Source organism: Paenibacillus terrigena DSM 21567, from assembly GCF_000374845.1.
GTDB lineage: Bacteria > Bacillota > Bacilli > Paenibacillales > Paenibacillaceae > Paenibacillus_K > Paenibacillus_K terrigena.
The window spans coordinates 319205-333748 of sequence record NZ_KB895418.1; the positions used below are offsets into that span (position 1 = coordinate 319205).

At 40.2% G+C, this 14544-nt stretch carries 15 protein-coding genes; 13 read left to right on the top strand and 2 right to left on the bottom strand.

The features are described 5' to 3' along the window. Positions 1 to 2 precede the first annotated feature (2 nt). The 5 genes from C558_RS0119700 (at position 3) to C558_RS0119725 (ending at position 5282) form a co-directional block, all read left to right on the top strand. Positions 3 to 1844, top strand: a complete 1842-nt coding sequence (locus C558_RS0119700; protein ID WP_018758015.1) for an ABC transporter ATP-binding protein — start codon at positions 3 to 5, stop codon at positions 1842 to 1844. 182 nt (positions 1845 to 2026) lie between these two features. Then, the gene (locus C558_RS0119705) at positions 2027 to 2527 is read left to right on the top strand and encodes a hypothetical protein (protein WP_018758016.1); all 501 of its coding nucleotides are present in this window, start codon (positions 2027 to 2029) and stop codon (positions 2525 to 2527) included. Positions 2528 to 2771: 244 nt separating this feature from the next. Further along, on the top strand, positions 2772 to 3284 hold the full coding sequence (locus tag C558_RS0119710; protein WP_018758017.1) for a hypothetical protein: 513 nt from the start codon (positions 2772 to 2774) through the stop codon (positions 3282 to 3284). Between the two features lie 201 nt (positions 3285 to 3485). Then, positions 3486 to 3947, top strand: coding sequence for an SLATT domain-containing protein (locus C558_RS0119715; RefSeq protein WP_018758018.1), 462 nt, complete (start codon positions 3486 to 3488; stop codon positions 3945 to 3947). A 669-nt stretch (positions 3948 to 4616) separates the two neighbouring features. After that, on the top strand, positions 4617 to 5282 hold the full coding sequence (locus tag C558_RS0119725; RefSeq protein WP_018758020.1) for a DUF4760 domain-containing protein: 666 nt from the start codon (positions 4617 to 4619) through the stop codon (positions 5280 to 5282). Positions 5283 to 5450: 168 nt separating this feature from the next. On the opposite strand, the gene C558_RS34760 is transcribed toward C558_RS0119725, so the two are convergent. Both C558_RS34760 and C558_RS31460 read right to left on the bottom strand, forming a co-directional pair. Continuing rightward, entirely contained in the window at positions 5451 to 5756 is a 306-nt protein-coding gene (locus C558_RS34760; protein ID WP_245583840.1) for a transposase, read from the bottom strand. A 28-nt stretch (positions 5757 to 5784) separates the two neighbouring features. Further along, the gene (locus C558_RS31460) at positions 5785 to 6657 is read right to left on the bottom strand and encodes an IS110 family transposase (RefSeq protein WP_245583841.1); all 873 of its coding nucleotides are present in this window, start codon (positions 6655 to 6657) and stop codon (positions 5785 to 5787) included. Positions 6658 to 7164: 507 nt separating this feature from the next. On the opposite strand from C558_RS31460, the gene C558_RS0119735 reads away from it, so the two are divergent. From C558_RS0119735 to C558_RS0119770, 8 genes are all read left to right on the top strand, one after another. Next, a complete protein-coding gene (locus C558_RS0119735; RefSeq protein WP_342662349.1) occupies positions 7165 to 7839 on the top strand; it encodes a DUF695 domain-containing protein in 675 nt (224 codons plus the stop codon). Between the two features lie 227 nt (positions 7840 to 8066). Next, positions 8067 to 9353 carry a kynureninase gene (gene kynU / locus C558_RS0119740; RefSeq protein WP_018758022.1) on the top strand — a complete coding sequence of 429 codons (1287 nt, stop codon included), beginning with the start codon at positions 8067 to 8069 and terminating at the stop codon, positions 9351 to 9353. Positions 9354 to 9398: 45 nt separating this feature from the next. Continuing rightward, positions 9399 to 10022: an arylformamidase gene (gene kynB, locus C558_RS0119745; RefSeq protein WP_018758023.1), complete on the top strand. Its 624-nt coding sequence runs from the start codon at positions 9399 to 9401 to the stop codon at positions 10020 to 10022. Between the two features lie 37 nt (positions 10023 to 10059). After that, the gene (kynA, locus tag C558_RS0119750; RefSeq protein WP_018758024.1) at positions 10060 to 10917 is read left to right on the top strand and encodes a tryptophan 2,3-dioxygenase; all 858 of its coding nucleotides are present in this window, start codon (positions 10060 to 10062) and stop codon (positions 10915 to 10917) included. 561 nt (positions 10918 to 11478) lie between these two features. Next, positions 11479 to 11574: a competence inhibitor ComI gene (gene comI, locus C558_RS34765; protein ID WP_018758025.1), complete on the top strand. Its 96-nt coding sequence runs from the start codon at positions 11479 to 11481 to the stop codon at positions 11572 to 11574. Between the two features lie 339 nt (positions 11575 to 11913). Then, positions 11914 to 12999, top strand: coding sequence for a CHAP domain-containing protein (locus tag C558_RS0119760; protein ID WP_018758026.1), 1086 nt, complete (start codon positions 11914 to 11916; stop codon positions 12997 to 12999). 38 nt (positions 13000 to 13037) lie between these two features. Further along, positions 13038 to 13418: a VOC family protein gene (locus tag C558_RS0119765; protein WP_018758027.1), complete on the top strand. Its 381-nt coding sequence runs from the start codon at positions 13038 to 13040 to the stop codon at positions 13416 to 13418. 85 nt (positions 13419 to 13503) lie between these two features. Continuing rightward, positions 13504 to 14481 (top strand): serine hydrolase domain-containing protein, encoded by a 978-nt coding sequence (locus C558_RS0119770; protein ID WP_018758028.1) that lies wholly within the window; start codon positions 13504 to 13506, stop codon positions 14479 to 14481. Positions 14482 to 14544 lie beyond the last annotated feature (63 nt).

A 14544-nucleotide genomic window follows, 5' to 3' on the forward strand; every position in this document is an offset into this window, starting at 1 on the left:
TTATGAAGGATAATGCTCGAACCAATATTGTCAGCAACATCTTTCAATTGATGAGTCGAGTTTGGCGTCGAATGCCTATTTTAGCAACGGGCTGGCTAAGTATTCCGATCCTACTCGGTGTTCTGATTGTACCGGGATACGCCGCACAACGGGCATTGATTGATGTATTCATACATGGCGACGTAGAGCGGTCATGGATGGATGTGTGGCTGCTCGCATGGCCGCCGCTGGCTATTTTCACAGGAATATCGTTATTACGTGTAGCACTCACTGCAATTCAAAATATCGTCGATGTTAAATTCCAAGACAGTGCCACGATGCATGTGCAAGCGGAAGTGTATGAGCGTGCTTCACGTGTTTCCTTGGAGCAACTGGAGCAGGCGGATTACTATAATAGACTCCAACGAGCAAAGGGAGTTGCTGGAACAGATTTGTTCGGTGTGCTCCAACAGCTTATTTTTCTATTACGATTGGGGTTCGAATTCATCGGGTTGATGATTGTGGGATGGCTCGCTGATCCTGGAATAGGAATTGTATTCGTCATCCTCTTCGCTTTGTCTTTCGCGGTCCGTCTGGAGTCAGACATTGTCGTGCGACGCGTGAATCGAGAATTGACGTTCTCCGGCAGGCAGTCTGATTACTTAAATGATGTTCTGTCTCGGCCAGAGACCGTGAAGGAATTGCGTATCTTTGGTTCAATCGATTATTTGATCGGCAAATGGTATGGATTGATGGGAGCGTCACTAGCCACGCGGATGAATGCACGCCGTAGAGAAATTAAACATGGGATCTTCGTATCCTCCGTACAGATTGTGGGGCTCATCGGAGTATTGATCTGGATGGTGATGCAGATGAAAACGGGTGTGTTTACTGCCGGGAGCTTTGTTGTTGTATTCTTGGCACTACGCCAAGCTTATGGAATCTCGGGACGAATGGCGTTCCCTGTTAGCAAGATCATAAATCAAGGATCTAAAATCTATGATTTAGTTACATTTTTGCAAGAGGAAGCGGGATTTAAGCGTGAGTCTGAGAAGGAGAATAGGGGAAGAGTAAGGGCCGCGATAGGGGTACCTAGCGAGCAGGCGAGAATTAGCTTCGATCATGTGACTTATTCATACCCGAATACCAAAAAACCTGTGCTGAGTGATATTCATCTGACTTTGCATCCAGGTGAGATTGTGGCCTTAGTCGGTGAGAATGGTGCAGGTAAATCTACATTGGTTCGACTCTTGCTAGGTCTCTATCAACCGACGCGTGGAAAGATGCTATGGGATGGAATGGATTATAAGATGTTGGACGCAAAATGGTTACGCTGCTCGATGTCTGCGGTCTTCCAGGATTTTGTTCGGTATGAGACGACAGTGCGTGATAATGTGGCCTTTGGAAGCGTGAAGGATGCCGATGAAGATGAAGTACATCGTGCCTTACAAATGAGCGGTGCTGCGGATCTGGCCAACATGTCGGGTGGCATTGACGCTCAAGTAGGTTTGCTTGCATCCGGTGGTCATGATCTAAGTGGCGGACAATGGCAGTGCCTTGCACTTGCAAGAGCGGCAGTACGGGATACTCCACTTCTGGTGCTCGACGAGCCGACTGCCGCGATAGATCCGCAACATGAGATGGATCTCTATCATTCTTTTCGAGAAATGGCGCAAGGTAAAACGGTGCTTCTCGTCTCCCATCGACTCGGCTGGGCGCGTTATGCGGATCGAATCGTCGTGCTTAAGGATGGGCGCATTGTTGAAGAGGGGACGCATGAAATCTTAATAGGCAGGGATGGAGAATATGCTAGGATGTTTCGAGCGCAGGCGGAATGGTATCGTGGGCATAGGGTGGAAGTCTAAGAGAATTGAAATCTTCGATTTGCAAACACATGATTGTCACTATGCACCATGACAGGGGTTATGTGGTAAAATGTATAAGGGTGATGGAGGTTCGCGAATACAGCTTAGGTTGTGAGAATAGCGAAGTTCGTGAATATATTGTTATCGTAAATTACCGAAATTAATAAAACAGGAGAAGAAATTTGAAAAGAGCAACAGAAGAAGAGCTATCGAAACTAATTGAAATCTTTAGTGAACTAGAAGTTGAAGAAATTGAAAATCCTAATTCATTCTTTAAACATATAGGAATTTTAGATGTATACCCTAGATGCTTATCAATTGAGGAGGCAGCCTTGTTATTAGGGAGGGATCATAATGATAGACATGAGCCACAATATGTACAGTATTTTCAGCGATGTTTACAATTGATGACTGGATTAGTATATATATTGAAACAACCAATTTTTAGTGAGCTAAAGAGATTTGAAAAGGAAGTTTACAAAGTTGAAGATAGTAAGGAACTATTAAATCTAATACCTTATATCGCAAGGGAAGAGTGCTTTTATAATATTTATTTAATGGAAGTAAAAACTGTAGTAATAGGAAACTTTGATTTATCTTGGCCAATATATAGTAATTCAGATAACTTTAAAATATTTAATGAAATAGCCAGAGAAGTAAATTTATATATCAGGAATAGTTAGCAAGCTTCTCAAAGATGACATTAACATCCGATAACACCATATCTACGCTGCAGGCTGCACCCTTGGTTCGCAAGATAAGGTAGGCAGAGAAGTGGATTCAGCTCACAACCCTGAGAGGCTAAGTCCTGCGGACCCAGTCGCAGTCGCTCCTTTAAGACTCTCGGGTTCGTAGATATAAGAACGTTATGCGAAAGATCGATGTAAGTTTAACGAAGCAAGATCACATGAGGGGGTTATTTCTAAGATGTTTTTAATGAAAATGAAACCAGTGCATATTACTATTTTATTTTTTGGAATATTAATAACTCCCATTCTTTTAGGCCAGCTTGTAGGAGCTGACTTATTCATTAGTGGAAGTATTTCAGTCCTACTCGAATGTAGCTTGTTGTTAGTTTATATGTACACATTAGGATCACAAATTTATAGAAGGATAACCGATGAATTAATTCCTCAAAGTAGATACGTATTATTTTCAATTAGCCTATTTCTTATCTTCATTTATATTGTTATTTTTATTTTTGAATTAGTTGATGTTAGATGCCTTATTCCATTTCACATTCTAATAATGGCACTGATGGCAAGTTCTATTATCTTTTTGATTCAACTCATTATAACAATTGAAACAGGGAAATGGCCAAAGACTAAAGAAGTTCTATTAACTTTTAAGACATTTATGAAAGAAAATAGAGGTTATCGAATCTTTTATATTTGGGATATTCAAAAACGGATTAATAAGATATTTGAGGGTAATTCATGATCCTTCGCATAACACAATATCTACACTGCGTCGCTCCGCTCCTTGGTCTGCCAGAGGCATTTCGAAGAAGTGGATTCAGCAGACAACCCTGCACTGCCTGACCGCATTGCGGCCGGTCGCTGACGCTCCCTTAAGGCAATGAGGGTTCGTAGATACAAAAACGTTAGGTGAAATTCGAAGTAATATGTTGGAGGTATTAACATGGAAGCAGTAGAAAAAATTAAAAAGCTTGAAAAAGATTTAAATGAAAAAATTAAAAATATCAGTCCTAAATTTGTGAAAACACGCCGGAAAGCTAGAATGTGGAAAATATTCATCGTTTCATTAGGAATTATTACAACAATCACACTAGGAATCAAAGATATAGTTTGGGGAAATACTGTTGGATTTATTTTGTCAGCGATTCTTACCGGAGTTACTGCAATTGAAGGTTTATACAACCATGCTTCTAAATCGGTTCAAGAACACGAATACTACGTGAAATTAACGGATTTGAAACAGGATATAGAATTTTATAAAGAAGGCAAAGCTTTGGAAGATTATCAATTATCAGATGTAAAAGTCTTTTTTGAAGAATTCAAGAGATTAAGAACTGATTTTCATAATTTTAGAGTCGAAACTGTAAAAGTATCTTACGGGAATACCAAAGATAAATCAAATTGAGGGTATTTCTATGAACTCCACCTAACATTATATTCACGCATCGGAGCCTGGCGGCTCCTCGGTCCGCGAGAAGCGATCGGCAGAGAAGTAGATTCAGCGGACACATCCAAACCGACTAAGCGCATCGCGCCCGGCGACTTCGTCGCCTTTAGTTGGTAGGACGTCGTGAATGCAGAAACGATAGCTGAAACTTCCGAGATCAAGATCGGTATAAAGTGAATTGAAGATTAAGATCGATACAAACCTATAAAGGTCAAGAGTGGTATAAAGCAAATAGAAGATCAAGATCGATACAAATCGTATAAAAGTCAAGAACGGTATAGGGCGAGTAGAAGATTAAGATCGATATAAACCGTATAAAGGTCAAGATCAGTATAAGGCGAATAGAAGATGAAGAACGTATTGGAAGAATATTCGAAGAAGCGGAAGCATCAGCTAACACCGTTTCCCTACTGCGTCGCATACGCTCCTTGGTTTGCCCGAGGCAATTTGCGGAAGATAAGTCAGGCAGACAACCCTGCGAGGCTAAATGGCGAAGCCACCCAGTCACTGCGCTCCTTTAAGCCTCTCGGGTTCAGGAACACACAGAACGTTAGATGAAATGACCGAAAGAGGAATTTGCTAAATATATGTAGAATAATAGAATCACAATAATTTATGGAGGATATTATGAGTTCATTTATTAATGCAATAAGCCCATATCTTGAAGCTTTATATTATTTTAGCGGAATTATTGTTGCAGGAACAGTTGTTATAGGATTGTATCAACTTAAAGCATTGAAGCAGCAAACAATTCTTTTGAAAGAAGATATGCAAATTCGAAATAAAAGAATGTCAATTGAAAAAAGTATAGAATATATGAATTGGTTCGCAAAAGAATTTCTTCCAAATTCTTCTCAATATAGAAAGAACGCCAGGGAAAAAGGACTTTCTGAATTTAAAGGAGAAATAGAAAAAGATTTTATTATTTCACAATCTGATTTGAAAAATGTAGATAAGTTAAAAAAACTATTAACAATGTTAGAACTTGGTATTGATGATATTATAAATCAACTTGAAAGTTTCTCAGCAGCTATTCTGAATGGACTAGCTGATGAAGAAATATGTTTTTATCCTTTACATGGTTCATATTGTGAATTTATTGAAGAATGGTACTCTGAATATATTTCATTTGCGAGAAGAGATGGAAACACTAATTACTATGGTAATTTAGTGGAGTTATACAAAGTGTGGAAATCTAAGTCTATTAAACTAAACTTGTCAAAACAAAAAGCGGCAATTGAAGAATCAATAAACAATATTCCAGATAAAAAAATGAAGAAAATTGGGTATTAAGAGCGAAAGCTCTTTTTTGTTTTATTTACTGAGTGTCTAGATTATTCAAGAAGTCGGTCACCTCATCCAAACCAGCTAATCAAAGTCAAGGTTTAGTAAGTTTAAGATATCAGAACTCTCCTACTCCTAATAGTAAACTAATGGTAAAATATGCCTAACAAAGTTTTGTTATTTGGTCTGAAAAGGTACGCCTCTACTTAGAATTCCGTAAATCATGCGCAAAAGTTTGTTGGAAGCAGCTAAAATTGCAACTCTAGAAGGTTTGCCTTCAAGACGCTTTTGCTGGTAATATCGCCATAGAATCGGATTTCGAGGGCCATGGACTTGTTTTGAAATGCCACTAACTGTTGCTTGGTATAGCGCTGTTCGGAGATAAGCAGAGCCACGTTTTGAAATGCGATTCTGGTTCGACTTAAAGGTTCCTGACTCGTAAACAGATGAATCCAGCCCGGCAAAAGTGGTCAACTGTTTCACGGAAGAGAACCTTTTTATGTCCCCAATTTCAGCGTGAATCATTGCCGCAGTAATCGGCCACCCTAGGGATCGATCGTAATAGGTGGTAGGTAGAAGAATCTTGAACTAAGGATTCCATTTGTTTTTCGAGTGCTGTAATTCCTTCCTGGTAAGCCTTGAATAACCCTATGAAATTCTGTATTGCAAATATATGTGCCTGAGATCCACACGGATCAGGAAGGCTACTCCGCGCAATTCCCAGCAGCTGCGCGTATTTTTCTTCATTCCAAGTACGACCTCTTCGATTCAGCATAAGAATGGTTAATATGTCCTCTTTGTCCGCAGTCAGTAAAGCTGAGGGGGAAGGGAATTTAGTGAGAAGTTGAATGGATGAAGGGTTGAAAATGTTTTGAAAAGCCTTGTCATAGCCCGGAAAGGCTAAATCGAGAATGGAATGGAATTGCAGTTGTACTTCACCAAGAAGAGCCTTCCACTGAGAATGTTGACGGCAGAGGAACCGCAGTTCAGTGACCTTTTCATCCACTGGCATGAGTGGCGTACCTTCCCCTAAATAGAACGCATTAGCAATTCGAATCGGATCAATAGGATCGATCTTCACCTTACGAGTAGAGCGCTTTTTGAGCTCATGAGTCGTTAAGGGGTTTAACATGAAAACGGGATACCCGTGCGAGTAAAAGAAAGAAGCAATAGGCTTCGAATAATTACCAGTAGCCTCCATAACGACAGTTGGTCGCAGCGTTGTAGCTTCTTCAAGCTGAGCAAGAACTGAAAGCAATGACGAAACACGATCAGGTGAATGGGAGAAAGAGAAGGGCTTTTTCACTTGTACGCCATAGGAAGTGAATGCAGCGGCAACGCTTTTTCCTTTCGCAATATCGATACTTAAAACAGGTTGATTCATATGACCTCCTTGGATGACACTAGGACCCAAAACAAATGCTCTCCACAGGTTGGCACGGTGATACGGGCTCTAAGCTTAGGCCTGCTAAATCGGGGTATGAACATTGCTAGGGCTGAAACACTTTATGTGACGAGATCTAAGTCCCAACACCACATTCGTTCTTAACCCAGATGTTAATCTTTTAAGTATAAAAGAAAAGCTCATCCCCGATGAACTGGGATGAGCTTAATATACCAACAACGTATTCATGCGACGGGGCGTACGCCCCTCGGTCCGAGAGAAGTTAGAAGTGAAATCGGAGAGGTATTTCAGCAGCAATGAAGTAGAATCATCGGACACATCCGCACCACCTAACCGCATCGCGGCCAGTTGCTACGCTCCTTTAAGGCAGTGAGGGTTCGTAGATACAAGAACGTTAGGCGAAATTTCCTAAGGAGGTATAAGATCTATATGTCTGATCATTGGGACATCTATTTTTGTGAGATTGAAGATTAGTTTTCATCAGTTGTGTTGGATATGGATAACTGGAAGGAGATTGAGAAATCTGAGTATCCGCATCTAAAGGTTTTAAGAATACCAATCAAGAACCCGGGAGAAAGAGGCACTCCTATTAATGAAGAGGCTGATTTAATCAACGACCTAGAAGACAAAATCAATAATGAAATTATAGATTTTGGGTTTAATGTTGGCAGGATAACTACTTATGGTTTACGAGATGTATTTTATTATTTTTCTAAACAGTACGAGCTAGATAAAGTAGCAGAAAAGTATTTCCTTGAACACGGTTATGAGATTGAGGCTCTTAATATTAAAGAAAAAAATCCTTGGGATTTTTATTTTGATTTCCTTTACCCCAACAAATATCAAATACAACATATGGGGAATAGAAATGTTGTTGATCGGTTACGAGAGTCAGGGGATAAATTAGAAAAATCGAGAAGGGTAGATCACTGGATCTATTTTCAATCTACTGAAGATAAAAATAACTTTGAAGCTAAGGTTAAACTTTTGGGTTTCAATATCAATTCAAATCCTTCTAATGACGATAGAATTTATTCTCAGATATATCGTCATGATTATGTCGACTTCCATTCAATTAATGAAGTTACGGATAGCCTTGTTGATTTAGCAGGAGAATGTAATGGTGATTACGATGGATGGGAAACCATGGTTATTAAGTAGATTCGAAGAAGAGTAAACTCCGCCTTACACCGTTTTCCCGCTGCGGGGCTTACTTGAGGAGCGTGGTTTAGTGAAGCCATTCAGTGATAAAGCATACTTTTATTTCTTTAAAAGAAAATAGGTTTTATGAGTAGGAGAGGTACATAAGCATTATATTAATGACATCAACTATTTTAAGTAAGATTTCCACGATTCTATCTAGTTCAATATTCCACAAGGAGGGCTTTATGTCCAGAGAACCCTATCATTACTCCAAAGAATATGCCCGGCAGCTTGACAAAGAAGATGAGCTGGCACGTTTTCGAGATGAATTTTATATGAATTCGGAATCAACCTATCTTGATGGCAACTCATTAGGACTGTTATCCAGACGTGCTGAACGAACATTGTTGGAAGTAGTTGATGCTTGGAAAACGCAAGGAATAGATGGCTGGTTACGAGGCGAACATCCTTGGTTTTATCTTTCGGAAAAATTGGCAGCCTTAAGTGCCCCGTTAGTTGGCGGATCAGAAGATGAGATCATTTTGACTGGTTCTACAACAACGAATTTACATCAGCTTGTGGCGACTTTTTATAAGCCTGAGGGTGTCAGAACTAAGATTATGGCGGATGAATTGAATTTTCCATCAGATATTTATGCCCTACAAAGTCAATTGCAATTGCATGGATACGACCCGTCTCAACATTTGATTCAAGTAAAAAGTCGTGATAGGCGTACAATTGAAGAAGATGATATCGTTGCGGCCATGACGGATGAAGTAGCACTGATCATCTTGCCGACAGTACTCTATCGAAGTGGACAATTGCTCGATATAGAGCGTTTAACGGCCGAAGCTCATGCACGAGGAATCCTCATTGGCTTTGACGGCTGTCATTCTGTAGGAGCAATTCCTCATCACCTGAGCAAATGGAATGTTGATTTTGCATATTGGTGCAACTACAAGTATCTGAACAGCGGGCCGGGCGGTGTAGGCAGCTTATACGTAAATCGTAAACACTTCGGTCGCTCACCAGGCTTGGCAGGATGGTTTGGTTCACGGAAAGACCAGCAATTTGACATGGAGCACAATTTTGTTCCGGCGGAGACGGCTGGCGCTTTTCAAATTGGCACACCGCATATCTTAAGTATGGCTCCATTAATTGGATCTTTGGAAATATTCGCAGAGGCTAGTATAGAAAAGCTGCGAAAAAAGTCCTTGCATATCACAGCATATATGATGGATTTAATTGAACAAGAATTGGTCGGAATGGGCTTTACAATCGGGAATCCAAAAGATGATCTACGTAGAGGGGGACATATCTGTTTAGAGCATGAGGAAGCAGCCCGGATTTGCAAATCACTAAAGGAAAATAGGATTATACCCGATTTCAGAGCTCCAAACATCATTCGTCTTGCTCCCGTTGCACTCTATACGACTTATTATGAAGTGTGGGATACTGTGCAGCGATTGAAAACAATTATGGTTGAAAAGCAGTACGAGCAATTCGAGAATACACGCGACGTAGTCGCTTAACCAGCGATCAGCAGTGGACAAACCATTTGTTGAAAGGATATGATTATGACAATTTTCGACATCTCTCGACCATTGAAAACAGGAGTTCCGACTTGGCCTGGAGATACGCCCTTCTCTTACGAGGTCAGTTGGACAAAAGAACAAACCGGATCGGTAAATGTAGGGAAACTGACGATGAGTATCCATACGGGTACGCATATGGATGCTCCGTTCCATTTTGAAAATGAAGGCCAGAAGGTCATGGAACTAGATCTAGAGCTGTACATCGGACTTGCGCGAGTTATTGACGTCTCGGGTAAATCGAGTATCGGTGCAAAGGATTTGAAGGAGTATGATTTAGATGGTGTGGCTCGATTACTGCTTCGTACAAATTCTTGGTCAAATCAGGAGGATTTTCCCACGGAGATCGCTTATCTGCGAGCAGATCTAGGACCTTATCTAGCGGAAAAGGGAATTCGGCTCATCGGTGTGGATGTACCCTCAGTTGATCCACTCGATAGCAAAGAGTTGTCTGCCCATCATGCCTTGCATGCACATGACATTCATATTTTGGAAGGGATCTTTCTGGAGCACATTGAGCCTGGTGATTTTGAATTGATAGCGCTTCCCCTTCCGCTTGTTGAGGCAGACGGAAGTCCTGTTAGGGCGGTTCTTCGCCAATTGAAATAGGATAAGTCATACACCATCCATAATAGGAGTGAATAACATGTCCAATTCAGAGAAACACGAACAATCACAGTCAAAAGCAACAGAGTCTGCCATTCATTGCGACTTTTCAAAAGAGATGTCCTATGGAGACTATCTTCAACTCGATAAAGTGTTATCCAGTCAGCAACGGCTATCTGGGCATCACGATGAAATGCTGTTTATCATCATCCATCAAGCCAGCGAACTTTGGATGAAGTTGATTTTGCACGAATTGGAAGCAGCTCGTCTTCTCATTCAGCAAAATAATTTGGAGCCGGCCTTCAAAATGCTAGCTCGCGTCTCTAGAATCCAGCAGCAATTAATCCAATCCTGGGACGTTTTGTCGACATTGACTCCGGCTGAATACATGGAATTCCGGAACAGCCTAGGCCGATCATCCGGGTTTCAGTCGTTCCAAAATCGACTTATCGAATTCATGCTGGGGGGCAAGCAAACCAAGTTACTGACTGTTTATGAGCATCAGCCGGAGCTCCATCAACAATTGAGTCAATCACTTCACGAACCCAGCCTCTACGATGCTGCGATCATGGCTCTTTCTTTGAGAGGCTTAGAGGTCGATAAGCAGTATTTGAAGCGGGATTGGTCACAGGAATACAAGGAAAATGCCAGTGTCAAAGCCGCATGGTTGACGGTGTATCAAGACGTTGAACGCTATTGGGATCTATATGAACTTGCGGAAAAGTTGGTTGACATCGACAGCCGTCAACAACAATGGCGCTTCAATCACATGGTGACGGTTGAACGGATTATCGGATTTAAGCCGGGGACTGGAGGCTCAGCCGGTGTTGAATATTTAAAACACGTAGTTGCGCAACGTTATTTCCCTGAATTATGGAGTCTCCGCACAGATCTGTAAGCTAAAAATACATGAAAACAAATGCAGCCTGACCTCTATGAAGAGGCAGGCTGCATTTGTTTAACGGGAAGCAGGAAGTTAAAGGATCTGTGTAAGTTCTGAACTATTTATGATTTCTCTAAGCTTATCAATATCTGTAATATGAATGGGGCTGCGATTGGAGAAAGCAAAGGGTCGTAGATGCTTCCACTTTTGAAGTGTTTTATTTATTGTAATCCGGGATGTGCCAATGTAGCGGAGATCCAGGCGTGAAAGAAGCTCGACAATGGCTGGAAAGTATCCTCCATGACACGGAGCCACTGTTCAACTGAAGCAGCTCAGCAACTGTAAGTAAATCAGCCGGACACGTCTGCACCGACTAACTACATCGCGGCCAGCTCCTGACGTCACCTAAAGTCGGTGGAACGTCGTGAATACGTATAAGTTATATGAAAGAGATATAGGATCATAGAAAACTATAAATCTATGAGAACACTTGTGCGCTGTTGGAAATACAGGTAAAATATAGATAACAATTGAATCTTGGGTGGGCATGGTTTCCCTTCGAAGGGAGGTGAAGCCATGGAAGTAAAAGATGCAATAACGATTATGTTCCTATTTGGAATGTTCATCCTTGCACTTTTAACTTACATTAACAATAACAACAAGAAAAAGTAAAATCCCACCCAATGGTTGACTGCCGAAGGTGGGATTTTATTCCGTTAAGACTTAGAAGGGAATATACCATCCAAGCCAATTGTACTGACCAAGTGTTCGTAGCACTTGGTCTTTAATAAATATATATTAACACACTTGAAAACATGTATCAAAACAGAAATTGAATGAAGTAATTAATATTAAAGTGCGTTTGTTTAAGAAACCGATTTGTAAGGTTATTGTGATTTTCCAAGAAAATAGTAAAAACTCATAGAAAGCGCTGACATCTGATAACAGACTTTGCTTGCTGCAAAGCTACTATTAATAAAGATTGTAGAAGTGAGGAGGCGAAAATTTACAGTGAGTGAACGAATGGGAACAAAATCAAATAAGCGACTTGAGAGTGTTCGTGTACTTGTTCAAGAAACGACCATTACAATGGATAGCGTACTTCAAAGACAGGAAGCGTGTGTTCATCTGTACGGGGTGTCTACATTTGCCTCAATGCTTGCAAAGAAAAGAGGACAAAATCAGGAATTGGCAGCAATTATAGGATTACTTCACGATTATTATTTCTATAAAACCGGAATCAATGAATTTCCTGGTCCCAACAGTGCCGATACCGTAAGACCTTTATTAAGAGAAATGAACATTTTTACTAAAGAAGAGCTGACTACAATCCTAAAGGCAATCTTCCATCAAGGGGACAGAAGTAGGGTCCAGGGTCCATATGAAGAAATCGTCAAGGATGCTTATGTGCTGCAGTTGTACTTTCAGAATAGGAACCATATCTTCTCGACGCAGGATGTCAGTAGACTCCGGAATGTGTTTCGTGAGTTGTCGATTCCAGAAGATCTACCGGACGAGATGGATGACAGTGACAAAAGAGGGATTCTCCAGAATCCGGACAGACGTAGCAAGTTGGCAGATATTGCGGAAGCACTCGGGAATGAGAGCATTATTGGAATACCGGGAGATGAACGATATCGAGAAATTTGTAAATATTGGCCTGATCAAGGTATCTATAAAGTATTACAGAGCAATTGGTGCGCTGCGTTCGTGTATCACTGTTGTATGCTAGCCGGACTTCAAATGCCGATTCGATACCCGACTGGTACGTACCGACTGGCTGGTGTAGGGGCTTGGTTAGAGTGGGCACAGTTACCTGAAACCGGATTTCTTTGTTTTGATGGGCAGAATGGATTTACTCCTCAACGCGGCGATATTGTGATCTATGAAAAATTGCTAACCAATGACTCACACGATCATATAGGTATTGTTCTAGCATGCACCGACAAAGAAATATTAGTTGCAGAGGGGAACAGAGATAATCAGAATTACTCCAGCGTTTTCTACAGGGATAGGTGGCATTGCATACTTGGCTATATCCGTATCGATAATGATTACCTATTTCATTTTAGTGGCGATTACGATCCAAAGTTCTAAAGATGATTTTAAATTAAATGAAAAGGGAGATTGATAAAATGATTCAACAATTTATTGAAGGCATTGAGTATACCGAAATACCAGTTTCTGATTTAGATCAAGCAATAGACTGGTACTGTAATAAGTTGGGGGCAAAACTAGGATTCAGAAATGCTGAATTAGCTTACGTGGATTTTTCAATAGGGCCAAGTTTATTTTTAGTAAAAACAAATGATCTAACCACTTCTACATTTCTAGTAAACGGAAAAGATCATTATACAGTCGGATTTAGAGTAAAGGATATTGAAGGATTCTATCATTATTTATTAGAACTAGGAACTGAGGTAAATGAGATAATTGATGAAGGCAACATTGGTAGGTTCTTTACTTTCTATGATCCTTTCCGGAATATGTTCGATGTTCATCAACCGGCTCAATAAGATGGATCAGAGACAAGTTAATTGTGGAGCGATTTCGAATTTAATGTGATAGTACATTTTAATTTCAATATTGAGGTGGGAATTTATGAATGAATTAGATGCGCTAATCGATAAGTATGATAAAGAAAATTACTTAAGTGGAGCGATTTTGATAGCTAAGGACGGTAAGATTTTATTTGAGAAGGCATATGGTAAAGCTAGTATTCAACTTGATGTGCCAAATACAGTAGATACCAAATTCCATATTGCCTCCGTAACAAAAATGTTTATTGCGGCCGCAATATTGAAACTACAAGAGCAGGATTTAGTCCAACTTCATGAGAAGCCTGGTACCTATATAGAAGAATTTAAAGCTCTTCATCCGAATATTACTGTACATCATTTGTTAACCCACTCCTCAGGACTCCATGATATCTATGCTGTTCCTAATTTACGATTTGAAATGACTAAACTAAACATAGAGAAGGGCTGTTTTCTTACATATTTAGCGAAACAAGATCAATTATATCCACCTGGTGAAAGATGGCATTATAGTAGTACTGGGTTTTTAATTTTAGGTTATATCGTAGAGAAAATAACGGGTCTAACATTTGACAATGCGTTGAATCAACTTATCTTAGATCCGTTAGACATGCTAAATACTGGTCCTGATAATCCTCGTACAATTCATGATGGTCGAGCTTATGGTCATTCTAAAGAAAATGAAAAATACATAAATGCAGATAACGATAAGTTAAGTGAAGTTGATGCGCCTCGAGAATTATTTTCTACCGTTCGAGACTTAAATAAGTGGTGCGATGCCTTATTAAATGGCGTTTTATCTCAAGAATCAATAGACAAGATGTTCAGACCATATCTCAGTGTAAGCTTTGATCCAACACTTAAGTACGGATATGGATGGTTTTTAGGGGATCATTTTCGATTAATTGGTGGTGGAACACCTGGGTTTAGGTCGGAGATTTGGCAATTTCCAGATGAGAAGGTAAATGTAATCATGCTTTGGAACTACGAAAAAGTAGATTCTCACAAACTGTTTCATACGATAAAGGATTTCATTGTTTAATTGAAGTAGTGACATTGGATTTAACATCCAAATAGATGCGATAGCCATTAAAAAAGACTGAGG

What these genes read in the sequence shown, in the direction of transcription:
- C558_RS0119700 (WP_018758015.1), top strand. Translation starts at nt 3, where the DNA reads ATGAAGGATAATGCTCGAACCAATATTGTCAGCAACATCTTTCAATTG.
- C558_RS0119710 (WP_018758017.1), top strand. Translation starts at nt 2,772, where the DNA reads ATGTTTTTAATGAAAATGAAACCAGTGCATATTACTATTTTATTTTTT.
- C558_RS0119715 (WP_018758018.1), top strand. Translation starts at nt 3,486, where the DNA reads ATGGAAGCAGTAGAAAAAATTAAAAAGCTTGAAAAAGATTTAAATGAA.
- C558_RS0119725 (WP_018758020.1), top strand. Translation starts at nt 4,617, where the DNA reads ATGAGTTCATTTATTAATGCAATAAGCCCATATCTTGAAGCTTTATAT.
- C558_RS31460 (WP_245583841.1), bottom strand. Translation starts at nt 6,657, where the DNA reads ATGAATCAACCTGTTTTAAGTATCGATATTGCGAAAGGAAAAAGCGTT.
- kynU (WP_018758022.1), top strand. Translation starts at nt 8,067, where the DNA reads ATGTCCAGAGAACCCTATCATTACTCCAAAGAATATGCCCGGCAGCTT.
- kynB (WP_018758023.1), top strand. Translation starts at nt 9,399, where the DNA reads ATGACAATTTTCGACATCTCTCGACCATTGAAAACAGGAGTTCCGACT.
- kynA (WP_018758024.1), top strand. Translation starts at nt 10,060, where the DNA reads ATGTCCAATTCAGAGAAACACGAACAATCACAGTCAAAAGCAACAGAG.
- comI (WP_018758025.1), top strand. Translation starts at nt 11,479, where the DNA reads ATGGAAGTAAAAGATGCAATAACGATTATGTTCCTATTTGGAATGTTC.
- C558_RS0119765 (WP_018758027.1), top strand. Translation starts at nt 13,038, where the DNA reads ATGATTCAACAATTTATTGAAGGCATTGAGTATACCGAAATACCAGTT.
- C558_RS0119770 (WP_018758028.1), top strand. Translation starts at nt 13,504, where the DNA reads ATGAATGAATTAGATGCGCTAATCGATAAGTATGATAAAGAAAATTAC.